At 73.4% G+C, this 22,909-nt stretch carries 20 protein-coding genes; 15 read left to right on the top strand and 5 right to left on the bottom strand.

Annotated elements, in window-relative coordinates:
- Positions 1-24: 24 nt before the first annotated feature.
- Positions 25-1,062, top strand: coding sequence for an aminotransferase class V-fold PLP-dependent enzyme (locus BAW75_RS25825; RefSeq protein ID WP_104115192.1), 1,038 nt, complete (start codon positions 25-27; stop codon positions 1,060-1,062).
- A 47-nt stretch (positions 1,063-1,109) separates the two neighbouring features.
- On the opposite strand, the gene BAW75_RS25820 is transcribed toward BAW75_RS25825, so the two are convergent.
- On the bottom strand, positions 1,110-2,282 hold the full coding sequence (locus tag BAW75_RS25820) for an acyl-CoA dehydrogenase family protein (RefSeq protein WP_043324984.1): 1,173 nt from the start codon (positions 2,280-2,282) through the stop codon (positions 1,110-1,112).
- A gap of 87 nt (positions 2,283-2,369) precedes the next feature.
- Between BAW75_RS25820 and BAW75_RS25815 the strand changes: the two genes are divergently transcribed.
- The 6 genes from BAW75_RS25815 (at position 2,370) to BAW75_RS25790 (ending at position 8,630) form a co-directional block, all read left to right on the top strand.
- A complete protein-coding gene (locus BAW75_RS25815) occupies positions 2,370-3,023 on the top strand; it encodes a TetR/AcrR family transcriptional regulator (protein ID WP_043324983.1) in 654 nt (217 codons plus the stop codon).
- A 48-nt stretch (positions 3,024-3,071) separates the two neighbouring features.
- Entirely contained in the window at positions 3,072-4,514 is a 1,443-nt protein-coding gene (locus tag BAW75_RS25810; RefSeq protein ID WP_064448532.1) for an aldehyde dehydrogenase family protein, read from the top strand.
- The gene (locus BAW75_RS25805; RefSeq protein WP_244206270.1) at positions 4,511-5,587 is read left to right on the top strand and encodes an alcohol dehydrogenase catalytic domain-containing protein; all 1,077 of its coding nucleotides are present in this window, start codon (positions 4,511-4,513) and stop codon (positions 5,585-5,587) included. Before BAW75_RS25810 ends, BAW75_RS25805 begins: the two co-directional genes overlap by 4 nt.
- Before the next feature lie 79 nt (positions 5,588-5,666).
- Positions 5,667-6,311, top strand: coding sequence for a transcriptional regulator (locus BAW75_RS25800; protein ID WP_244206269.1), 645 nt, complete (start codon positions 5,667-5,669; stop codon positions 6,309-6,311).
- A gap of 133 nt (positions 6,312-6,444) precedes the next feature.
- Positions 6,445-8,013, top strand: coding sequence for an MFS transporter (locus tag BAW75_RS25795; RefSeq protein ID WP_064448531.1), 1,569 nt, complete (start codon positions 6,445-6,447; stop codon positions 8,011-8,013).
- Positions 8,014-8,024: 11 nt separating this feature from the next.
- Positions 8,025-8,630, top strand: a complete 606-nt coding sequence (locus tag BAW75_RS25790; RefSeq protein WP_030502541.1) for a TetR/AcrR family transcriptional regulator — start codon at positions 8,025-8,027, stop codon at positions 8,628-8,630.
- A 24-nt stretch (positions 8,631-8,654) separates the two neighbouring features.
- Here BAW75_RS25790 and BAW75_RS25785 read toward each other — a convergent pair whose 3' ends face one another.
- Both BAW75_RS25785 and BAW75_RS25780 read right to left on the bottom strand, forming a co-directional pair.
- Entirely contained in the window at positions 8,655-10,574 is a 1,920-nt protein-coding gene (locus tag BAW75_RS25785) for a helix-turn-helix domain-containing protein (RefSeq protein WP_104115191.1), read from the bottom strand.
- A 14-nt stretch (positions 10,575-10,588) separates the two neighbouring features.
- Positions 10,589-11,371, bottom strand: coding sequence for a 3-hydroxybutyrate dehydrogenase (locus tag BAW75_RS25780; RefSeq protein WP_104115190.1), 783 nt, complete (start codon positions 11,369-11,371; stop codon positions 10,589-10,591).
- 184 nt (positions 11,372-11,555) lie between these two features.
- Here BAW75_RS25780 and ruvC point away from each other — a divergent pair, with 184 nt between their 5' ends.
- From ruvC to BAW75_RS25740, 8 genes are all read left to right on the top strand, one after another.
- Positions 11,556-12,083 carry a crossover junction endodeoxyribonuclease RuvC gene (ruvC, locus tag BAW75_RS25775; RefSeq protein ID WP_030502538.1) on the top strand — a complete coding sequence of 176 codons (528 nt, stop codon included), beginning with the start codon at positions 11,556-11,558 and terminating at the stop codon, positions 12,081-12,083.
- The gene (gene ruvA, locus BAW75_RS25770; protein ID WP_043324978.1) at positions 12,080-12,682 is read left to right on the top strand and encodes a Holliday junction branch migration protein RuvA; all 603 of its coding nucleotides are present in this window, start codon (positions 12,080-12,082) and stop codon (positions 12,680-12,682) included. Before ruvC ends, ruvA begins: the two co-directional genes overlap by 4 nt.
- Entirely contained in the window at positions 12,679-13,743 is a 1,065-nt protein-coding gene (gene ruvB / locus BAW75_RS25765; protein ID WP_104115189.1) for a Holliday junction branch migration DNA helicase RuvB, read from the top strand. Before ruvA ends, ruvB begins: the two co-directional genes overlap by 4 nt.
- Before the next feature lie 140 nt (positions 13,744-13,883).
- Entirely contained in the window at positions 13,884-14,228 is a 345-nt protein-coding gene (gene yajC / locus BAW75_RS25760) for a preprotein translocase subunit YajC (RefSeq protein ID WP_036343450.1), read from the top strand.
- A 223-nt stretch (positions 14,229-14,451) separates the two neighbouring features.
- Positions 14,452-16,359 (top strand): protein translocase subunit SecD, encoded by a 1,908-nt coding sequence (gene secD / locus BAW75_RS25755; protein ID WP_208635310.1) that lies wholly within the window; start codon positions 14,452-14,454, stop codon positions 16,357-16,359.
- 1 nt (position 16,360) lies between these two features.
- Positions 16,361-17,548: a protein translocase subunit SecF gene (gene secF / locus BAW75_RS25750; RefSeq protein ID WP_104115187.1), complete on the top strand. Its 1,188-nt coding sequence runs from the start codon at positions 16,361-16,363 to the stop codon at positions 17,546-17,548.
- Positions 17,549-17,646: 98 nt separating this feature from the next.
- The gene (locus BAW75_RS25745; protein WP_043324974.1) at positions 17,647-18,213 is read left to right on the top strand and encodes an adenine phosphoribosyltransferase; all 567 of its coding nucleotides are present in this window, start codon (positions 17,647-17,649) and stop codon (positions 18,211-18,213) included.
- Positions 18,214-18,440: 227 nt separating this feature from the next.
- Complete coding sequence (locus tag BAW75_RS25740) at positions 18,441-20,912, top strand: RelA/SpoT family protein (RefSeq protein ID WP_104115186.1); 2,472 nt, start codon at positions 18,441-18,443, stop codon at positions 20,910-20,912.
- A gap of 71 nt (positions 20,913-20,983) precedes the next feature.
- Here BAW75_RS25740 and BAW75_RS25735 read toward each other — a convergent pair whose 3' ends face one another.
- Both BAW75_RS25735 and BAW75_RS25730 read right to left on the bottom strand, forming a co-directional pair.
- Positions 20,984-21,826, bottom strand: coding sequence for a peptidylprolyl isomerase (locus BAW75_RS25735; protein WP_043330340.1), 843 nt, complete (start codon positions 21,824-21,826; stop codon positions 20,984-20,986).
- Positions 21,827-21,917: 91 nt separating this feature from the next.
- Positions 21,918-22,787: a peptidylprolyl isomerase gene (locus tag BAW75_RS25730; protein WP_104115185.1), complete on the bottom strand. Its 870-nt coding sequence runs from the start codon at positions 22,785-22,787 to the stop codon at positions 21,918-21,920.
- Between the last annotated feature and the right edge of the window lie 122 nt (positions 22,788-22,909).

The following is a 22,909-nucleotide window of genomic DNA, read 5'->3' as shown; positions in this document are numbered from 1 at the left end:
GTGGGGGTGGTTAGCGTCGGGGGCATGGAGCTGGAGCAGGCACGGAAGTTGTGGCAGCCGGAACCGGGCTGGTTGAACACCGCCACCTACGGGCTGCCGCCCGAGCCGGTGTGGGACGCCGTGCAGCGGGTGCTCGCCGACTGGCGGGGCGGACGGGTGTCGTTCGAGGTGTGGGACGAGTCGGTGGACCGGTCCCGGGCCGCGTTCGCCCGGCTGACCGGCGTGGACGCCGCCGACGTGAGCATCGGTTCCGCCGTGTCGCAGCTGGTCGCGCCGATCGCGGCGAGCCTGCCGGAGGGTGCGACTGTGGTGGTGCCCGAGAGCGAGTTCACCTCGATCCTGTTCCCCTGGCTCGTCCAGCAGGAGCGCGGGGTGCGGGTCCGCACCGTGCCGCTGGCCGGCCTGGTCGACGCGATCGACGCCGGCACCGACCTGGTGGCGTTCAGCGTGGTGCAGTCCGCCGACGGCGTCGTGGCCCCGTACGACGAGATCGTCGCGGCGGCCCGGGCGCACGGCGCCGTCGTGGTGGTCGACGCCACGCAGGCGTGCGGGTGGCTGCCGTTCGCCGCGGACCGGGCGGACGCGGTGGTGGTCGGGGCGTACAAGTGGTTGATGGCGCCGCGCGGCGCGGCCTTCGCCTACCTGGCGCCGGAGCTGCGCGAGCGGATTCGCCCGGACGCGGCCGGGTGGTTCGCGGGCAAGGACCCGCACGCCTCCTACTACGGACTGCCGCTGCGCCTGGCCGACGACGCCCGGCGCTTCGACATCTCCCCGTCCTGGCTGTGCTACGTCGGGGCCGCGCCCGCGCTGGAGCTGCTCGCCGACCTCGATCCGGAGGAGGTGCGCGCGTACGACGTGGGGCTGGCCAACCGGTTCCTGACCGGGCTGGGCCGCCCGCCCGGCGACAGCGCGATCGTCTCCGTGGACGTGCCGGACGCGCAGGAACGGCTGGCCCGCGCCGGGGTGCGCGCGGCCCACCGGGCGGGCCGGGTCCGCGCCTCGTTCCACCTGTACACGACCGAGGAGGACGTGGACCGGGCGGTCGAGGCGCTGACCGGCTGACGGCTCGGCCCGGCGACCGCCCAGGCCACTCAGGCCGCTCAGGCCGCTCAGGCCAGGTGGCCGCCGATCTTCGTGTAGCCGCGTAGCAGGTCCCGGGAGATGATCAGCCGCTGCATCTCGTCGGTGCCCTCGAAGATCCGGTAGAGCCGGACCTGCCGGTACCAGCGTTCGATCGGCAGCTCGCGGGTGTAGCCCATGCCGCCGTGGATCTGCAGCGCGCGGTCCACCACCCGGTTGACCATGCCGGCGCCGTAGAGCTTGCCCATCGAGGAGGCGTGCCGGGGGTCGAGGCCCTGGTCGACCGTCCAGGCCGAGCGCAGGATCAGCCAGCGGGCCGCCTCCAGTTCGGTCTCCGAGTCGGCGATCATCCACTGGATGGCCTGGTTGGTGGCGATCGGCGCGCCGAACGTCTCGCGCGTGTTGGCGTGGTCGATCGCCATCTGGAGCACTCGTTCGGCGATGCCGACGGCGTGCGACGGGATGGTGTAGCGGCCCTTGCCGATCCACTCCATGCCGAGCGTGAAGCCCTGACCGATCTCGCCGAGGATGTTGCGGTGCGGCACCCGTACGCCGTCGAAGATCAGCGAGGCCGGGCCGCCCTCGCCCATGGTCTGGATGAACTCCGAGCGCCAGCCCATCGCGCGGTCCACCAGGAACGCGGTGGCGCCGCCGCGGCGGGCGCCCTTCTCCGGGTCGGTCACGGCGACCACGATGGCGAAGTCGGCGTCGTTGCCGTTGGTGATGAACGTCTTCTCGCCGTCGAGGATCCAGTCGTCGCCGTCGCGGCGGGCGCGCAGCTTGATGTTCGCCGCGTCGGAGCCCGCGCCGGGCTCGGTGATGGCGAAGCAGGAGATCCGTTCCCCCTCGATGGTGGGGATGAGGAACTCGCGCTTCTGCTCCTCGGTGGCGTGGAACAGGATGTTGTCGGCTTCGCCGCCGAACCGGAACGGCACGAAGGTGCGGCCCAGCTCGGTCCAGATCAGCGACTGCATGACCGCCGGCAGCGCCATGCCGCCGTACTCCTCCGGGGTGGCCAGCCCCCAGAAGCCGAACTTCTTCGCCTTGAGCTGCAGTTCGCGCAGCTCGGAGCGGTCGAGGCCGGGCTGGTGGGCGCGCTCGCGGCGCAGCACCTCCGCCTCCAGCGGCATCACCTCGCGGGTGACGAACGTGCGAACGGTGTCCCGGATCGCGCGTTCCTCGTCGGACAGTGCGAAGTCCACGGTTCCCCCTCAGGTCGACTGGCTATAAACTAGCGCTGGAAGTTTTCCCGCGTCCAGACCCGATGTCGAAAGGAGGATGATGATCAGGTGCCCCGACCCCGACAGGCCCTGCTCACCCGCGACCGGATCGTCGAGACCGCGCTGGCGCTGATCGACGCCGACGGGCTGGACGCGCTCTCCACCCGGCGGCTCGCCGCCGCGCTGGGCGTACGCGGCCCCTCGCTCTACAACCACTTCGCCACCAAGGAGGAGATCCTCGACGCGGTGGCCGACGGCGTCGCGGCGACCGTGGACATCGGCGTCTTCGACGAGTACGAGTGGCTCGACGCGCTCGGCCGCTGGGCGCGCTCGTACCGGGCCGCGCTGGCCGCGCACCCGAACATCGTGCCGTACCTGGCGCAGGGGCCGGGCCGCCGTCCGGCCGCGCTCGCCATGGCCGACGCGGTCTACGGCGCGCTGGTCCGGGCCGGCTGGCCGCCCGCGCGGGCCACCCACATCGGTGCCGCGATGCGCTACTTCGTGGCCGGGTCCGCGCTCGGCTCGTTCGCCCGCGGCTTCGTCGAGGACCCCTCGCTCTACGCCGCGCACCCGCACCTCAACCAGGCGCACCGCCTCGCCGGCCACCAGCGCAGCGTGGACGAGGGGGCGTTCGCGCTCGGCCTGGACGCGCTGCTGCACGGCCTCGCCGCCGAGTACGCGGCCACCGTCGCCCCGCTGGAACGGGTCGGCGGTCCGGAGTAGCGTCCAAACTCCCACCGCTAGTTTCCACCGCCGCCCCCGAAGGACGCCATGGATCTCGCCGCCGCCCCGCCCGCCCTGCTGACGCGCCGCCACCTGCACATCGCCGGTGACTGGGCCGACCCGTCGTCGGACGACACCGTCCCGGTGGAGAACCCGGCCACCGCGAGCATCATCGGCGAGGTGCCGGCCGGTACGCCGGCCGACGTGGACCGCGCGGTCGCCGCCGCCCGCGCCGCGTTCCCCGGCTGGGCCGCAACCGCCCCCGAGCAGCGGGCCGCGCACCTGGACCGGCTGCACACCGCGCTCGCCGCGCGCGCCGACGAGATCGCCCGCACCGTGGCCACCGAGCTGGGCACCCCGCTCAAGCTCGCCACCCGCGTCCAGGCCGGGCTGCCGCTCAAAGTGCTGCGGAGCATGGTCGACCTGGCCGCCCGCCCGGCCGCCGAGCACACGGTCGGCAACTCGCTCGTCGTCCGCGAGCCGGTCGGCGTGGTCGGCGCGATCACCCCGTGGAACTACCCGCTGCACCAGGTGGTCGCGAAGGTCGCGCCCGCGCTCGCCGCCGGGTGCACAGTGGTGCTCAAGCCCAGCGAGCTGACGCCGCTCACCGCGTACCTGCTGTTCGACGCGATCACCGACGCCGGCCTGCCGCCCGGCGTGGTGAACCTGGTGCCCGGCACCGGCCCGGTGGTCGGCGAGGCGCTGGCCGCGCACCCCGACGTCGACCTGGTCTCGTTCACCGGCTCCACCGCCACCGGCCGGCGCATCGCCCACCTGGCCGCCGAGCGGATCGCCCGGGTGTCGCTGGAACTCGGCGGCAAGTCCGCGAACATCGTCCTGGCCGACGCCGATCTGCCCACCGCGGTCAAGGTCGGCGTCGGCAACGCGCTGCTCAACTCCGGGCAGACCTGCACCGCCTGGACCCGGATGCTCGTACACCGCGACCGCTACGACGAGGCCCTGGACCTGGTCGCGGCGGCGGTGGCCGGCTACCGGCTCGGCGACCCCTTCGACCCGGCCACCCGGCTGGGCCCGCTCGCCTCCGCCGCGCAGGCCCGGCGGGTACGCGACCACGTGGACCGGGCGCTCGCCGACGGCGCCCGGCTCGTCGCCGGCGGACCGGACGCGCCGCTGCCGCCGCAGGGGCACTTCGTCGCGCCCACCGTCTTCGCCGACGTGCACCCGGACAGCGCGCTCGCCCAGGAGGAGGTGTTCGGCCCGGTGCTCGCGGTGATCCCGTTCGCCGACACCGACGAGGCGGTCGCCATCGCCAACAACTCCCGGTACGGGCTGGCCGGCGCGGTCTGGTCCGCCGACCCCGACGCGGCGCTGGCGGTGGCCCGGCGGATGCGTACCGGTCAGGTGGACGTCAACGGCGGCGCGTTCAACCCGCTCGCCCCGTTCGGCGGCTACAAGCAGTCCGGCCTGGGCCGGGAACTGGGCGCGTACGGCGTGGAGGAGTTCACCGAGCTGAAGGCGATCCAGCGGTGAGGGCGCTGGTGGTACGCGGCCGGGGCGAGACCCCGGCGGTCGAGGAGGTACGCCTGCCCGCGCCCGGCCCGGGCGAGCTGCGGGTACGCATCCGCGCCGCCGGCATCTGCCACTCCGACCTGGCCATGGTGGACGGCACGCTGGCGCCCGCGTACCCGCTGGTGCTGGGTCATGAGGCGACCGGCGTGGTGGCCGAGGCCGGGCCGGACACGACGATCGCGGTCGGCACGCCCGTGGTGCTCAACTGGGCGCCGGCCTGCCGGGACTGCTGGCACTGCCGGCACGGTGAGCCGTGGCTCTGCGCGGCCAACCCCAACCCGTCGACACCCCGGGGGGAGACGGCCGCCGGTGAGCCCCTCGCGGTCACGCTCGGGCTCGGCGCGCTCGCCGAGGAGGTGGTCGTGCCGCAGCGCGCCGCCGTACCGGTGCCGGCCGGGCTGCCGCCGGAGCAGGCCGCCGTGCTGGGCTGCGCGGTGCTCACCGGCGTCGGCGCGGTCCGCAACACCGCGCGGGTCGCGCCCGGCGAGTCGGTAGCGGTGATCGGGCTCGGCGGGGTGGGCCTGGCCGTGCTGACCGCTGCGCGGCGGGCCGGCGCGTCGCCGATCCTCGCCGTGGACGTGGTGGAGGCGAAGCGGGACCTGGCGCTCGCGGCCGGGGCCACCGACTTCCTGCGCTCCGACGACACGCTGGGCAAGCAGATCCGGGCGCGCACCGACGGGCGCGGCGTGGACCACGCCTTCGAGTGCGTCGGCCGGTCCGCCACCATCCGCGCCGCCTGGCGGGCGACGCGGCGCGGGGGAGCGGTCACCGTGGTCGGCATGGGCGGCAAGGACGACATGCTCAGCCTCTCCGCGCTGGACATCTTCCACTCCGCCCGCACGCTGCGCTCCTCGGTGTACGGCTCGACCGACCCGGACCGGGAGGTGCCGGAGCTGGCCGCCGCGCTCGCCGCCGGTGATCTCGACCTCGGCCCGCTGGTGAGCGGCACGGTGCCGCTGGCGGAGGCGCCCGAGGCACTGGAGCGGCTGTCCCGTGGCGAGGGCGCCCGCTGGGTGGTGACCTTCCCGGACTGACCGGCCGATCCGGATCCACCGTCGGCGCATCCGGATCGGCCGGTGCGAGCGAACCCCTGGGTAGGAGAGCTACCCGGGGGTGCGTCCGTTGCTGACCGAGAACATGCCGGCCGGGGCCGCCGAGACGGCCCGCAAACGGCTGACCGCCGCCGCCGAGGACCTGGACGACAACCAGGTCGCCGGGCTGCTGCTCGACCTGGCCGCCGAGGCCGGCGTGGTGCCCGCCTGGGAACAGGTCTGCCTGCCGCTGCTGGGCTCGCTGCGCGGCGACAGCGCCGCCGAGATCGCGATGGAGCACGCCCTCTCCGAGGGGCTGCGGGTCGGGCTGGACGTGTTCGGCCGCGAGCCGACCCGGCCGCTGCCCGCCCAGGGTGTGCTGCTGGCCGGCGCCGAGCACGAGACGCACTGCCTCGGGCTGCACGCGCTCGCCGCGGCGCTGCGCGAGCGCGGGCGCGGCGCGCTGCACCTCGGCCCGGCCCTGCCCTGGTCGGCGCTGGCCAGCGCGGCGGCGCGGGTCCGTCCGCGGGTGGTGGTGGTCTGGTCGCAGACCCCGGTGACCGGCCGCGCGTACCGCCTGGTCCGCCTGCGGCGGGACCTGCCGGGGGTACGGGTGCTCGCTGCCGGCCCGGGTTGGATCGAGCCGTTCCCGCCCACCTCGGCCGTGCCGCAGCGCCTCACCACGCTCGGCGAGGCCACGCTGGCCTGCCTGCGTAGCGCCACCTGACGCCGAGAAGTGACCTGGCACACATTCGATACGAACCGGTTCCGTATCGAAATCCTCGCGCCTACGCTCGTCACCGTTACGAGTCTGGCCCGTATCGTATTTCGACGCGGGGGAGCCGGGGGGAGAACCTGCAGTGGAACCACACGGGAACACCGGACACCCGAGGAGGTGGGCGATCCTCGGGGTGCTGGTGATCAGCCTCCTCGTGGTCGTCCTCGACAACACCATCCTCAACGTCGCGCTGCGCACCCTCGCCGACCCGGTGCACGGCCTCGGCGCCACCCAGGGCGAGCTGGAATGGGCGATCAACTCCTACACGCTCGTCTTCGCCGGGCTGCTGTTCACCTTCGGCGTGCTCGGTGACCGGCTCGGCCGCCGCCGCTTCCTGGTCCTGGGCCTGGCGCTGTTCGGGCTGGCCTCGCTGCTGTCCGCGTACGCGCAGGACCCGGCCCAGCTCATCGCGGCCCGCGCGCTCATGGGCGTCGGCGGCGCGGCCATCATGCCGGTGACGCTCTCGATCATCTCCAACGTCTTCGACCCGCGTGAGCGGGCCAAGGCGATCGGCGTCTGGGCCGGCGCGGTCGGCCTCGGCGTGGCGATCGGCCCGGTGCTCGGCGGCGCGCTGCTGGAGCGCTTCTGGTGGGGCTCGGTCTTCCTGATCAACGTGCCGGTGGTGGCGCTCGGCGTGGTGCTGGTCGCGGCCCTGGTGCCGGAGTCCCGCGACCCGAAGCCCGGCCGGGTCGACGTGCCCGGAGTGCTGCTGTCGGTGGTCGGCCTGGTCGCGCTCACGTACGGCATCATCGACGGCGGCGAGCACGGCTTCGACCGGCCGCAGGTGTGGGTAGCGGTGCTGGGCGGTCTCGCGGTGCTCGGCTGGTTCATCGCCCACGAGCTGCGCAGCGACCACCCGTCGCTGGACGTACGGCTGTTCCGGGTGCCCCGCTTCGCCGCCCCGGTGGCGCTGGTCGGGCTGGTCTTCTTCGCCGCCATGGGCGTGATGTTCTTCGGCGCGTTCTACCTGCAGCTCGTCCGCGGCTACAGCCCGCTGGAGAGCGGCCTGCTGTTCCTGCCGTTCGCGGTGGCCCAGCTGATCTTCGCCCCGCGCAGCGCGGCGATGGTCCGCCGCTACGGCGGCCGGTCGGTGGCGGCGGTCGGACTGCTGCTCACCGCCACCGCGCTGGGCGCGTTCGTCTTCATCGACGCGGACACCCCGATCTGGATCTTCTCGGCGCTCGGCTTCCTCCAGGGCGCCGGCATGGCCAACATCATGCCCCCGGCCACCGAGTCGATCATGTCGTCGCTGCCCCGGGAGAAGGCCGGCGTCGGGTCGGCGGTCAGCAACACCGTGCGGCAGGTCGCCGGCGCGCTCGGCGTGGCGGTGCTCGGCTCGGTGCTCTCCGCCGTCTACCGCGACCAGGTCGCCCCGGCGGTGGCCGCCCTGCCCGCGCCGGTACGCGACGCGGCCCGCGAGTCGGTCTCCGGGGCGTACGCGGTCGCCGACCGGCTCGGCCCGGCCGCGCCGCGACTCATCGACGCGGCGAACGACTCCTTCGTCTCGGCCATGCACTGGGCCGCCGGCGTCTCGGCGGTGGTGGCCGCGCTCGGCCTCGTCATCGTGCTGCGCTGGATGCCCGGCCGGCCGGTCGCCGCCGCCGGTGGTGCGACCCCCGCCACGGACCGGGAGCTGGCCGGGGCCGCGTAGGTTCGTGGACAATGTCTGACATGACTTCCACGGCGGATGCTCCGCGGTCGCCCGGACGACCGCGGAGCACCCGCGCGGACGAGGCGATCGTGGACGCCACACTCGACCTGCTGGCCGAGGGCAACAGCGTCGAGTCGCTGAGCATCGAGGCGATCGCGGCCCGCGCCGGAGTCGGCAAGGCCACCATCTACCGCCGCTGGCCGGGTAAGGACGCGCTGCTGCTGGACGCGCTGCGCACGCTCAAGGGGCCCGCGCCGCACTGCGCCGGCCGTTCCGTCCGCGACGACCTGGTGCTGCTCGTCGGCGCCGTCGGCCAGCACGCCGACCCCCGGGCCCGCAAGATCATGCCGTGCCTGGTGCCCGAGGTGAACCGCAGCTCGGCGCACCGGCAGGCGTACGAGGCGATCGTCGAGCCGCGCCGCGAGGCGTTGCGCGAGGTGCTGCGCCGCGCGATCGAGCGCGGCGAACTCCGCGCCGACATCGACATCGAGGTGACCATGGCGCTGCTCACCGCGCCGATGCTCACCCAGCGGATGCTGCACTGGCACGCCGGGGACGAGCGGGTGGTGCCCGAGCGGATCGTGGACACCGTCCTGGACGGCCTGCGCGTCCGCTGAGACCGGGTCGCAGTGCCCGGCCGCTCAGCGAGTGGGCGTGCGCAGCCGGTGCAGGCGCAGCGCGAGCTGCACCTCCAGCGCCCGATCCGGGCGCTGCCAGTCCGCGCCGAGCAGTTGCCCGACCCGTTCCAGCCGCTGGGTGACCGTGTTCACGTGCACGTGCAGCTGCTCGGCGGCCCGGGCCAGGCTGCCGCCCACCCCGAAGTACGCCTCCAGCGTCTTCACCAGCGCCGTGCCCCGCCGGGCGTCGTAGTCCACCACCGGACCCACTGTCGCGGTGAGGAATCCGGCCACGTCCCGGTCCCCGGCGTCGCCCACCGCGCCCAGCAGCAGCCCGACGAAGCCCAGCTCGGCGGTGCTCGCCCCCTGCCCGGCCCGCCCCAGCGCGCCCAGCGCGGACAGGCAGCGCTCCGCCTCGGCGAACGTGACTGCGAGCGACGCCGGCCCGGTCGAGGGGCCGCTCGCCCCCGCCGTCACCGGCCGCCCGGTCACCCGCGACAGGTCCCGGGCCACCGCCCGGGCCGCGCCGCCCGCGTCCCGGCCCGGCAGCATCAGCACCACCCGCCCGTCGCGCGCCGCCGCCAGGCCGCCCCTGGTCGAGGCGTACGTGGTGGCCCAGGACAGCACCCGCTGCCGGGCCGAGCCGGTCTCGGCGAACGCGTCGTCGCCGACCGCCACCAGCACGTGCGGCGCGTCCAGGTCCACCCCGATGCGGCGGGCCCGCGCCCGCAGCGCGTCCGCGTCGCGCAGCGGCCGGGCGATCAGGTCGTCCAGCAGCTCGCCGCGCACGCGCCCCTCCGCCTCGGCCACCGTGCGGCGGAACAGCAGCAGCAACGCGGTCACCAGCGCGGCCCGCTCCAGGATGCGCTGGTCGGCGTCGACCAGCTCGTCGTCCGGGCGCAGCACCAGCGCGCCCAGGTTCTCCGCGCCGGCCACCACCGCGGCGTACCAGAGCGGACCCCGGCGCACGCTGCGCCCCTCGGTACGCGACGCGGCGACCGCCTCCACGATGTCCGCCCGGTCCGGTTCCTCGATCTCGCCGACCCGGGCCAGCCGCCGGCCCTCGGCATCAAGCGCCAGCAGCGCGCCGCCGAGAACCTCGGTGACCGCCGCAGCCACGTCCTCCATCCCGCCGCCGCGCACCACCAGCGCGGTCATCCGGTCGTGCGCGGCGGCGGCACGCTCCACCGAGCTGCTGTGCGCCCGGATCGTGCTGTTCGCCGCCGACAGCTCGGCCAGCGCCGCCCGCGTCTCGGCCAGCAGCCGCGCGGTGTCGATCGCCACCGCCGCGTGCGCCGCCAGCGACACCAGCAGCGCCACCTCCTCCCGGGCGAACGGCCGGGCCGAGCGGTTCGCCGCGTACAGCACGCCGATCACGCTGGAGCCCAGCCGCAGCGGCACGCCCAGGATGGCCACCAGGCCCTCCTCGCCCACCCCGCCGTCGATCTCCCCGGTGTGCCGGAACCGCTCGTCCTCCTGGTAGTTCGAGGTGACGTACGGCGTGCCGGTCTGCGCCACCAGGCCGCCCAGGCCGTCGCCCAGCTCCAGCCGCAGCCGCTGGAACCGGGCCGAGATCGAGCCGTCGGTCACCCGCATGTACGTGTCGCCGCGCTCCTCGTCGTTGAGCGTCATGTACGCCACGTCGGTGCCGAGCAGGATCCGCGCCCGGTGCACGATCGCGTGCAGCACGTCGTCCAGGTCGCGCAGCCCGGCCAGGTCGCTCGCGGTGTCGTAGAGGCCGGACAGCTCGGTCTCCCGGCGCCGCCGCCGGGCCAGCAGCGCCCGTACCCGCAGCGCCACCACCTTCGCCTGCTCCAGCTCGGCCAGCCGGTCGGCGGGCAGCCCGGCGGCGCGCGCGGCCACCAGCGGACCCTCGAACTCGACCGCGGCGGCCTCGCGCGCCAGCAACTCCAGGAACTCGACCGGCGACGACATGACCGACATTGTGCGCGGCGCCACTAGTTCGCCGTCCAGCCCCCGTCGAGGGCGATCGAGGCGCCGGTGAGGAACGCGGCCGGCGGGGAGCACAGGTACGCCAGCAGCTCGGCCACCTCCTCCGGCTCGATCAGCCGCTTGATCGCCGCCCGGGCCAGCATGATCTTCTCGACCACCTCGTCCTCGCCGATGCCGTGCGTGGCCGCCTGGTCGGCGATCTGGCTCTCCACCAGCGCGGTCCGCACGTACGCCGGGTTGATGCAGTTGGCGGTGACGCCGTGCGCGGCGCCCTCCAGCGCGACCACCTTGGACAGGCCCTCCAGCGCGTGTTTGGCCGAGACGTACGCGGCCTTGAACGGCGAGGCGCGCAGCCCGTGCACCGAGGAGATGTTGACGATCCGGCCCCAGCCGTTCGCGTACATCCGGGGCAGCGCCCGGCGCACCAGCAGGAACGGCGCCTCGACCATCACCCGCTGGATGTACTCGAAGCGCTCGACCGGGAAGTCCTGCACCGGCGAGACGTGCTGCAGGCCGGCGTTGTTGACCACGATGTCGGCGCCGACGTCGAGGCGGTCCACCGCCGCCGGGTCGGCGAGGTCGATCCCGACCGCCCGGCCACCGGCCTCGGCGGCCACCGCCCCGGCCGCCGCCTCGTCGCGGTCCAGCACCACCACTGTCGCGCCGGCCGCCGCCAGGCGCAGGGCGCAGGCGCGTCCGATGCCGCTGCCGCCGCCGGTGACCAGCGCGGTACGGCCGGTCAGGTCGACGTGTACGACGTGGGGGACCACCACGGGTTTTGCCGTCATGGCGCATGAACGTACGAGCCGGGTGCCCCCTGGCACATGGGGCGGCGACACATACTCCACCGCCCGGGTGTGTGGTGCGCCGCGTCACCGGCCGCGCCCGGCGTGTCCGGCCGACCCGCCGTCGGCGGGCACCAGTAGGGTGTGTCGAACACACGTACTGCTGGCGGCTCGGGGAGGAGGCGGCGTGCGCGTGCTGGGCGTCGACCCGGGGCTGACCCGGTGCGGGGTCGGCGTGGTCGAGGGCGTGCCGGGCCGCCCCTGCACGCTCGTGGCCTACTACGTGGTCTACACCGACCCGGCCGACGACCTGCCGCTGCGCCTGCTGCACCTGGACCGCTCGCTCACCGACCTGGTCGCCGAGCACCGCCCGGACGCGGTCGCCGTGGAGCGCGTGTTCAGCCAGCACAACGTCCGCACCGTGATGGGCACCGCGCAGGCCAGCGGCGTCGCGGTGCTCGCCGGGGCCCGGGCCGGGCTGCCGGTGACGACGTACACGCCGAGCGAGGTGAAGGCGGCGGTGACCGGCTCCGGCCAGGCCGACAAGGCGCAGATGACGGCGATGGTCACCCGGCTGCTGCGGCTGCCCGAGCCGCCGAAACCGGCCGACGCCGCCGACGCCCTGGCGCTGGCCATCTGTCACGTGTGGCGCGGCGGCACCCGGTCCAAGCTGGCCGAGGCCGCGCAGCGGGCCCGACGAGGAGGGACGCGATGATCGCGAGCGTACGCGGCACGGTGACCGCCACCGGCCCGGATCACGCGGTGGTGGAGGTGGGCGGCATCGGCCTGGCCGTGCAGTGCGCCCCCGGCACGATCGCCGAGCTGCGCGTGGGCCAGCCGGCCCGGCTGGCGACCAGCCTGGTCGTCCGGGAGGACTCGCTCACCCTCTACGGCTTCGCCGACGACGACGCCAAGCAGCTGTTCGAGCTGCTCCAGACCGCCAGCGGGGTCGGTCCCCGGCTGGCCCAGGCGGTGCTCGCCGTGCACACGCCTGATGCGGTCCGCAAGGCCATCGCCAACGCCGACACCGCGGCGCTGACCCGGGTGCCGGGCATCGGCAAGAAGGGCGCCGAGCGGCTGGTGCTGGAGCTGCGCGACCGGATCGGCCCGGTGCCGGTGGGCGCCGACGGCGCGGCCGGGGTGACCGCCGGCGCCTGGCCGGAGCAGGTCCGCCAGGCCCTCGTCGGGCTGGGCTGGACGGCCGCCCAGGCCGAGCAGGCGGTGGCCGCGGTGGCGGAGACCGTGGACGGTGAGACGCCGCCGGTGCCGGTCCTGCTCAAGCAGGCGATCCGCCTCCTGGGCCGGACCCGATGAGCGGGGAGAACCTGGTCTCGGCGTACGTCGAAGACGCCGAGCGGGACGCGGAGGCGAGCGTCCGGCCGAAGCGGCTGGCCGAGTTCATCGCCCAGGACCGCGTCCGGGACCAGCTCGACCTGCTGCTGCAGGGCGCGATGCGGCGTGGCTCGCCGCCGGACCACATCCTGCTGTCCGGTCCGCCCGGCCTGGGCAAGACCAGCCTGGCCAACATCGTCGCCGCCGAGCTGGGCGCGGGGATCCGGGTGACCAGCGGCCCGGCCATCGAGCGCTCCGGCGACCTGGCCGCGATCCTGACCAGCCTCGCCGAGGGCGACGTGCTGTTCATCGACGAGATCCACCGGATCGCCAAGCCGGCCGAGGAACTGCTCTACAGCGCCATGGAGGACTTCCGCGTCGACGTGGTGGTCGGCAAGGGCCCGGGCGCGACGGCCATCCCACTCGACGTGGAGCCGTTCACGCTGGTCGGCGCCACCACCCGGTCCGGCCTGCTGACCGGGCCGATGCGCGACCGCTTCGGCTTCGTCGCGCACCTCGACTTCTACGCCCCGGCCGACCTGGAGACGCTGCTGCACCGGTCGGCCCGGATCCTCGGCGTGCCGATCACCGCTGACGGCGCGGCCGAGATCGCCGGCCGGTCCCGCGGCACCCCGCGTATCGCCAACCGGCTGCTGCGCCGGGTGCGCGACTACGCCGAGGTGCGGGCCGACGGCGTGGTCACGCTGGAGACCGCCCGGGCCGCGCTGACCGTCTACGACGTGGACGCGCTCGGCCTGGACCGGCTCGACCGGGCGGTGCTGACCGCGCTCGTCGACTCGTTCCGGGGCGGCCCGGTGGGCCTGTCCACGCTGGCGGTCGCGGTGGGGGAGCAGCCGGACACGGTCGAGGAGGTCTGCGAGCCGTTCCTGGTGCGGGCCGGCCTGCTGGCGCGTACGCCGCGGGGGCGGGTGGCGACGGAGGCCGCTTGGCGGCATCTGGGCCGCAACCCGCCGAATGGTACATTTGGTGCGGATACCTCTTCGGGGCCCGATCTCTTCTCGGTGCAGACCGACCAGCCGTGATCCGTTCGTGATCTGTGCCGCATTCGGTCTTCTCAGGAGCAGGGACTAGACTTCGCCGCGGTTTGTACAGGACGTGAGAATCCGCTTCCGCTGCGGCGCCCTCCGGCGCCGGGACGGAGGCCAACCGGAAGGTCTACACCGTGCTTTACGCAGCAGCGAGTGGCGGGGGAGCCGGCGGTCTGACGCCGATCCTGATGATCGCTCTGCTCTTCGTCGTCATGTACTTCATGATGATCCGACCGCAGCAGAAGCGCCGCCGCGAGGCCGAGCAGATGCAGTCCGCCCTGGCCCCGGGCGACGAGGTGGTCACCATCGGCGGCCTGCACGGCACTGTCACCGCGGTCGAGGACGAGACCGTCCTGCTGGAGGTGGCCCCGGGTGTGCAGACCCGGTACGCCCGCCCCGCCGTGGCCCGCGTGATCAAGCGCGCCGAGGCGCCGGCTGCCGAGACGATCAGCGAGGAAGCCGAGCCGGTCAAGGAGTGACTGCCGCCCCGGACGGGGCAGCGGAATCATCGGTACAAGTGGATAGTTGGGGTCGGCGCCCGGCGCCGGCACCCGGCCAGGCCGTGCGGCGCCCCCGCGCCGTGCCCCGGTCGGCGTGCCGTCGGCCGGTGCCGATCCGCCGGAGCAGTCGGGCGGACACCCCCGGCCCGACAGTTGTCGCCGCCGCGGAAGCGGCGCGACCGTACAGGGAGACAGGACAGCCGTGGCACCACCTCAGGGACAGATGCGGCCCGGACGGCAGCTCGCCGTGCTCGGGCTCATCTTCGTCGTCCTCTATCTTTTGGTGTTCTTCTCGGGCGGCGCCAGCGGTGGCTGGAAGGACCGGCTGGAGCCCCGGCTCGGCCTGGACCTCGTCGGCGGCACCCGGCTGACGCTCGAGGCCACAAACACCGTGGACGGCAAGCCGCCGACCGCCGGCAACCTCGAGGAGGCGCGCCAGATCATCGAGAGCCGGGTCAACGCCTACGGCGTGGCCGAGGCCGAGGTGGTCACCGAGGGCAACCGCAACATCGTCATCTCCCTGCCCGGCCAGAACCGGGACCTGACCGACGTGGGCAGCGCCGCCGAGCTGCGCTTCCGCAAGGTCCTCAAGGCCACCGACGGCAGCGGCGCCGCCGCCGCGCCCGCGCCGACCCCGAGCGTCGCTCCGTCCGGGACCGCCAGCCCGGCGCCGTCGGGCAGCGCGTCGCCGCAGGCGACCACGAGCCCCAAGGTCAGCGGGTCGCCGAGCGCCGGCGGACAGGGCGGCATGGCCCCGAACCCGAGCGCCAGCGCCTCGGCCACCCCGTCGGCCTCGCCGAGCGCCGCGTCCCCCAGCGCCAGCGCCAGCGCCGAGCCGGTGCCGCAGAGCATCGAGCAGCAGCGCAAGGCCGTCGAGCAGAAGGTCGGCGCGGCCGCCTGGGCCGCCGCCTCGGGCCTGCAGGCCCCGGCCGACCTCACCACCGACCCGACGCTCGCCGACAAGCTCAAGCCGTTCGGCACGCTCACTCCGCAGGAGGTCGCGGTCCTGCCGGTCGAGATGCAGTTCAACGTCCCGACCATCACCTGCGCCCAGCTCGACAAGCGCCCGGCCGCCTCGATCAAGGACGAGAAGCAGAAGGCGGTCGCCTGCGAGTCCGGCGCGAAATACCTGCTCGACGTGGCGAAGGTGCTCGGCACCGACGTCAAGAACGCCTCCGCCCAGCTCGACCAGACCAGCTCCTGGGTGGTCAGCCTCAACTTCACCGGCAAGGGCCAGGAGAAGTGGACCGCGCTGACCCGCGAGGCGTTCAACAACGAGGGCCAGGCCTGCGACCAGACCGCGCTCGGTCAGGACGGCAAGTGCCGGGTCGCCGTGGTCCTGGACAACGAGATCGTCTCGTCCCCGGAGATCCAGGGCGTGCTGACCGGTGACTCGCAGATCACCGGCAGCTTCGACAACAAGACCGCGAACGCGCTCGCCAGCCAGCTCCGCTACGGCGCGCTGCCGGTCACGTTCGAGCCGCAGGAGCAGCAGAACGTCACCGCCACGCTCGGCGACAGCCACCTCAAGGCGGGTCTGCTGGCCGCCGGCATCCGCATGCTGCTGGTCATCATCTACTCGTTCTTCTACTACCGGCTGCTCGGCTCGGTCATCTTCCTGAGCCTGGTGCTCTCCGCGCTGCTGGTCTTCGGCGCGCTCGTGGTGCTCGGCCGTTCGATCGGCTTCACGCTCACGCTCGCCGGCATCGCCGGCATGATCGTCTCACTGGGCGTCGCGGCGGACTCGTTCGTCATCTACTTCGAACGATTGAAGGACGAGATCCGGGAGGGCCGCAGCCCACGCAGCGCGGTGCCGCGCGCCTGGATCCGGGCCCGCCGGACGATCATCTCGGCGAACGCGATCACGCTGATGTCGGCGGTGGTGCTCTACATCGTGTCGGTCGGCGCGGTGAAGGGCTTCGCCTTCGCGCTCGGCCTGGCGACAGTGCTCGACCTGGTCGTCGTGTTCCTCTTCCGCCACCCGATCATGACGATGTTCGCCCGCACCCGGGCGTTCCTGTCGCCGCGGGTCAGCGGTCTGGGCCGGGCTCTGCCGGCCCGGTCGGCCGAGTCGGGCACCGCCCGCAACCCGCGTGTCAAGGAGGCCTGAGATGGCTAAGAACGGTCTGGCCGCCCGGCTCTACCGGGGCGAGGCGGATCTCAACATCGTCGGCCGCCGCAACCTGTGGTTCGGCGTGGCGGGCGTCCTCGTCCTGATCGCGGTGCTCAGCTTCGCGATCAGCGGCTTCAAGCTCGGCATCGAGTTCGCCGGCGGCAACACGTTCCAGGTGCCGGCCAGCGTCGGCACGCTGGACCGGGCCGAGCAGACCGTCGACGAAGTGCTGGCCGACGAGGCGCCCGGCGTCGAGGTGGTGAGCGCGCAGAAGGTCGGCAGCACCAGCGGCGAGTTCTACGAGATGCGCACCGGGCAGCTCAGCGCCGAGCAGGCCAACGCGGCCAAGGCCGCGATGGCGGAGGAGTTCGGCATCCAGGCCGACCAGATCAGCGGCAGCCAGGTCTCCGAGGCGTGGGGCAGCCAGGTCACCTCCCGCGCCTTCCTCGGTCTGCTGATCTTCATCGCGGTGGTGTCGATCTACCTGGTGCTGCGCTTCGAGTGGCGGATGGCGGTCGCGGCGATCACCTCGCTGCTGACCAACCTGGTCCTCACCGCCGGCATCTACTCGCTGGTCGGCTTCGAGGTCACCCCGTCGACGATCATCGGCTTCCTCACGATCCTGGGCTTCGCGCTCTACGACGTGGTGGTGGTCTTCGACAAGGTGCAGGAGAACACACGCGGCATCACCGCGAACAACAACGTCACCTACGGCGAGGCGTCCAACCTGGCGCTCAACCAGAGCCTCATGCGGTCGCTGAACACCTCGGTGGTGGCGCTGCTGCCGGTCGGCGGCCTGCTCTTCATCGGCGCCGGCCTGCTCGGCGCGGGCACGCTGAAGGACCTCGGCCTGGTGCTGTTCGTCGGTATGGCGGTGGCGTTCCTGACCTCGATCGTGCTGGCCACCCCGCTGTTGGTGCTGCTGAAGAACATGGACCCGCGGATCAGCGCGCACAACAAGCGGGTGCTGTCCCGCCGGGCCGCGCTGGCCCGGGGCGAGATCACCCCGAAGGGCGCCTCGCGTGCCGCCCCGGCCGCCGACGAGCCGATCGACCCGGAGGCCGCCGCGCTCGCCGGCACCGCCCCCAAGGTCGGCGCCCGCCCGGCCGGCAAGCGTCCCAGCGGCGCCCGCGGCGGGCGGCCCGCCGGCGGTGGTGGCAACCGGCCCGGCGGCAAGCGCCGCTGAACCACGGGCCCGGACGTAGTCGCGACGACGGCGTCCGTCATGCTGGACTCACGGCATGACGGACGCCGTCGTCGTTTCGAGAGGACATGGGACGCACTGTGACGGAGACCCACACCACGGGCGTACGCGGAGACAGCGGCCCGGAGGTCGCCCAGCTCGTCGCCAGCCGGTTGCTGGACGTGCCGGACTTCCCCAAGCCGGGTGTCGTGTTCAAGGACCTGATGCCGCTGTTCGCCGACGGTACGGCGTTCCGTGAGGTGATCGACGGCATCATCGCGTACCACGGGCGCGACTCGTTCGACGCCGTCGCCGGCATCGAGGCGCGTGGGTTCGTGCTCGCCGCGGCCGTCGCGTACGCCACCGGGGTCGGCGTGGTGCCGGTGCGCAAGGCCGGCAAGCTGCCCCGGGCGACGCACTCCGCCTCCTACGCGCTGGAGTACGGCGAGGCGACGCTGGAGGTGCACCAGGACGCCTTCACCGCCGGCCACCGCGTGCTGGTGCTCGACGACGTGCTCGCCACCGGCGGCACCGCCGAGGCGACGCTGGACCTGGTGGAGCGGGCCGGTGGCACGGTGACCGGGTTCACCGTGCTGCTGGAGCTGGGCTTCCTGGAAGGCCGCAAGCGGCTCGCGCCGCGTCCGGTCCACGCCCTGTTGACCGTTTGACCCGGCCCCGGCCGTCGGGCCGGTCGGCGCCGACCGTCCGGGGGAGCGGTGGCGTACCCTGCGTACGGGTAGCATTGCGCTTTGCCCGACCCGGCCGAGGTGTCCGGGGCGGCGAAGGCGCCGGGGCCCGGCCCCGGTGACCGCGCGGAACAACACCGGCCCCCGGGCCGGTTGAACCAGACGTCGGCCGAACGGCCGGCGCATCCCGGCGAGCGGTGAGGAGGCCGGTGTCCCACGATGTCGTCCCTCCGGTGGAGGGCACGGTGCACCCGACAGGCGACGCGGACGGCTCGGTGACCGAGCGCAGCGGCAACCCGCAGGCCCGGGCGACCGGCGCCACCGGCGGCGCGCCCGACGCGACGGCCGACGGCGGGGCGTTCGTGGTGCCGTTCCCGACCGAGGCTGCCGCCGACGCGGCGACCAGCGGCGGGTTCGCGCTCTCCAACGCGCCCACCGGCCGGCGGGTACGCGCCCGGCTGGCCCGGTTCAACGCGCCCTGGCAGACCTCGCAGGTCAGTGAGGTGCTGGAGCCGCTGATCGCGACGCACCGGGAGAACCACCCCAAGGCCGACGCGCGGCTGCTGCAGCGCGCCTTCGACACGGCCGCGCGGTGGCATTCGGGGCAGTACCGCAAGTCCGGCGACCCCTACATCACGCACCCGCTCGCGGTGGCGACCATCCTGGCGAACCTGGGCATGGACACCACCACGCTGGTCGCGGCGCTGCTGCACGACACCATCGAGGACACCGAATACACGCTCGACGCGATGCGCGCCGACTTCGGCGGCGAGGTCGCGCTGCTCGTCGACGGCGTCACCAAGCTCGACAAGGTCAAGCTCGGCGACGCGGCCAAGGCCGAGACCATCCGCAAGATGGTCGTCGCGATGGCGAAGGACCCCCGGGTCCTGGTGATCAAGCTGGCCGACCGGCTGCACAACATGCGGACCCTGACCTTCCTGCCGCGCCCCAAGCAGGAGCAGAAGGCCAAGGAGACGCTGGAGATCCTGGCGCCGCTGGCGCACCGCCTCGGTATGAACACGATCAAGTGGGAGCTGGAGGATCTCGCCTTCGGCACGCTGTTCCCGAAGCGGTTCGAGGAGATCAACCGGCTGATCGGGGAGCACCAGCCGCAGCGCGAGGCGCTGCTGCGCCAGGTGACCCAGAAGGTGTCCACCGACCTGAAGGCCGCCAAGATCAAGGCGGAGACGACCGGGCGGCCGAAGCACCTCTACTCGATCTACCAGAAGATGATCGTGCGGGGGCGCGACTTCAACGACATCTACGACCTGGTGGGTGTGCGGATCCTGGTCGACACGGTGCGCGACTGCTATGCGGCGTTGGGGGTCATCCACGCCAACTGGCAGCCGGTGCCGGGCCGGTTCAAGGACTACATCGCCATGCCCAAGTTCAACATGTACCAGTCGCTGCACACGACTGTCATCGGGCCCACCGGCAAGCCGGTGGAGATGCAGATCCGCACGTACGCGATGCACCGCACGGCCGAGTTCGGCATCGCCGCGCACTGGAAGTACAAGGAGCACAAGGGCACGCCGGTGGTGGGCCCGCCGGCGCACATCGACGAGATGACCTGGCTGCGGCAGCTGCTGGACTGGCAGCGCGAGGCGGCGGACCCGAGCGAGTTCCTGGACGCGCTGCGGTTCGACCTGTCCAGCCAGGAGGTGTACGTCTTCACCCCCAAGGGCGACGTCATCCCGCTGCCGACCGGGTCGACGCCGGTGGACTTCGCGTACGCGGTGCACACCGAGGTCGGGCACAAGTGCATCGGCGCGCGGGTGAACGGCAAGCTGGTGCCGCTGGAGTCGACGCTCTCCAACGGCGACGTGATCGAGATCTTCACGTCGAAGTCCGACACGGCCGGCCCCACGCAGGACTGGCTGGGCTTCGTCAAGAGCCCGCGGGCGCGTACGAAGATCCGCCAGTACTTCAACAAGGAGCGGCGCGAGGAGGCGATCGAGGCCGGCAAGGACTCGATCGTCAAGGCGATGCGCAAGCAGGGCATGCCGTTGCAGCGGATGCTCACCTCGGACGCGCTGATGGCGATCGCGCGGGACCTGCACCTCGCCGACGTGGCCTCGCTGTACGCGGCGGTCGGCGACAGCCAGGTCTCCGCGCAGTCGGTCGTGCAGAAGCTGATGGCCTCCTACGGCGGCGAGGAGGGCGCGGCGGAGGACATCGCCGAGACCGCCGTCGCCACCCGGCCGCCGCGCAGCCGGCAGAGCAGCGCCGACCCTGGCGTGGTCGTCCGCGGCGTCAGCGACGTCTGGATCAAGCTGGCCCGCTGCTGCACGCCGGTGCCGCCGGACTCGGTGTTCGGTTTCGTCACCCGCTCCGGCGGGGTCAGCGTGCACCGGGACGACTGCGCCAACGCCGAGGACCTGCGCGCCCAGCCCGAGCGGGTGGTCGAGGTCAGCTGGAAGCTCACTTCGGCGTCCACGTTCCTGGTCGCCATCCAGGTCGAGGCGCTGGACCGGCACAAGCTGCTCGCCGACGTGACCCGGGTGCTGTCCGAGGAGCGGGTGAACATCCTCTCCGCGACCGTCACCACCACGCGGGACCGGGTGGCGGTGAGCCGGTTCAGCTTCGAGATGGCCGACCCGAAGCACCTGGGCCACCTGCTGGCCGCGGTACGCAAGGTCGACGGCGTGTTCGACGCGTACCGGGTCACCTCCGGGGCCTGAGCCACCACGTACGCGAAAGCGCCCGCCGGCTGCGATCAGCCGGCGGGCGCTTCGTCGTCGTACCGGTGCGGTCAGCCGCCCTCGACCGGGCTCATCGTCACCTTGGTCATGGTGATCTCCTTCTTCGGGTGACCACCGCCGGCCTGCTTGGCGAACGCGCCGTCGTCACCGGCCGCGGCGACCTGCTTCACCACGTCCATGCCACCGGTGATGGTGCCCAGCACCGTGTAGTTCGGGTCGAGCGGCGAGTCGCCGTACACGATGAAGAACTGGCTGCCGGTGCTGCCCGGCTGCCCGGAGTTGGCCATCGCGATGACACCCTCCGGGTACGGCGGGCGCTTGTTGGTGGGGAGGTTCTCCTCGGCCAGGTTGTAGCTGGGCCCGCCGGTGCCGTCGGTGTCCCGCCAGCCCTTGCCGGTGGCGCTCGGGTCGCCGCACTGGAGCACCTTGATGCCCTCGGTCACCAGGCGATGGCACTTGGTGTTGTCGAAGAAGCCCTTGCTGGCGAGGTGCGTGAAGCTGCCCGCGGTGCAGGGCACGGCGGCACGGTCGATCTTGGCGGTGATCGGGCCCAGGTTGGTGTCGATGGTCATCGTCTGGGAGCCCTTGCCGGCCTGCTGGGTCGGCGGCAGCCCGACGTCCTTGATCTGCGGCGGCCGGCCCTCCTTGGGCACCTCCGTGTACGCGCACTGCACGGCGTCGGCAGTGGTCGTGCCGCCCGTCTGCTCGTCGTCGTCGCCGCCGAGCGAGGTGGCCAGCCACACCGTGCCGGCAACGACGAGCACCAGCACGGCCGCGGCGCCGACGATCGCCTGGGTCTGCCGGCGCTTGCGGGCCTTGCCGGCCCGCTCCGCCATCTCCCGCTCGAGCTTGGCCCGCGCCGCCGCGCGCTGGCGGTCTCTGGTGGACGTCACGGTCACTCCTCACCTGCTGCGTTTGGGGTCGGCGCGCGCGCCGCCGGTCACGTGTGGGTGAGCCGGCGGGCTGCCGCCGGCTCTGGGTCGGTCAGCCCGCGCTGGCGCTCGGCGAGGGCGCGGGACTGTCGGCCGGAGCCGCGCCCGGCTCGCCGACGGTGACGCTCTGCACCAGGATCTGCGTCTTGGGCTTGACCTTGGCGCCGTTGCCGTTGTCCTCCGTCGGCATGGCGCCGATCTTCTCCACCACGTCGAGCCCGCCGGTGACCTTGCCGACCACGGAGTAGGCCGGCTTCTCCGGGCTGGCGTCCTTGAAGAAGATCAGGAACTGGCTGCCGTTGCTACCCGGCGGGGTGCCGATCATGGCGACCGTGCCCTTCGGGTACGTCGCCGGCTGCCCCGGGGCCGGGGAGGCCGACGGGCTGGGCTCCGGCGCGGCCGGCAGGTTCTCGTCGAAGAACGAGTAGGTCGGTCCGCCGAGCCCGGTGCCGGTCGGGTCGCCGCAGCGCAGCGCGCCCTCGGCGGTGATCTCGTGGCACGTGGTGTTGTCGAAGAACGAGCGGCCGGCCAGGTAGCTCAGGCTCGCCGCGCCGCACGGCGCGTCGGTCTGGTCCAGCTCGACGGTGATCGGGCCACCCTGGTTGGTGGTGATCGTCATCGGCCGGGTGCCCGAGGTGGGCAGGCCCGTGGTGGGCGGCTCGCCGACGTCCTTGAGGTTGGTGTTGACGGCGCCGTCCTGCGCGGTCCAGAGGCAGACGTCCTCGGCGGCCTGCTTCTCCGGCTCCGAGTCGAACGCGCCGAGCGCCCAGGCGGAACCGGCCACGATCAGCACGAGCACCACCGCGGCGCCCACACCGGCCCGGATCTGCCGGCGGCGCTTCGCGGCCGCCGCCCGCCGGGCGAGCTGCCGGTCGAGCTTGGCCCGCGCCAGTTTGCGCTGCCGGTCCCTGCTGGAAGCCACGTGCGCTCCCCTTCCTCTGCCTGAATCGCCGCCGGCGCCGGGCGCCGGCCGCCGTTCCGGTCGGGGTGCGCCACGCCACACGCCCGCCAGAGTGTACGGGTAGCGACTGTGAATGTCGTGTA

It is taken from the genome of Micromonospora chalcea, from assembly GCF_002926165.1.
In the GTDB taxonomy this organism is placed as follows: Bacteria; Actinomycetota; Actinomycetes; order Mycobacteriales; family Micromonosporaceae; genus Micromonospora; species Micromonospora chalcea.
This window is presented reverse-complemented; position numbering and strand designations above follow the sequence as displayed.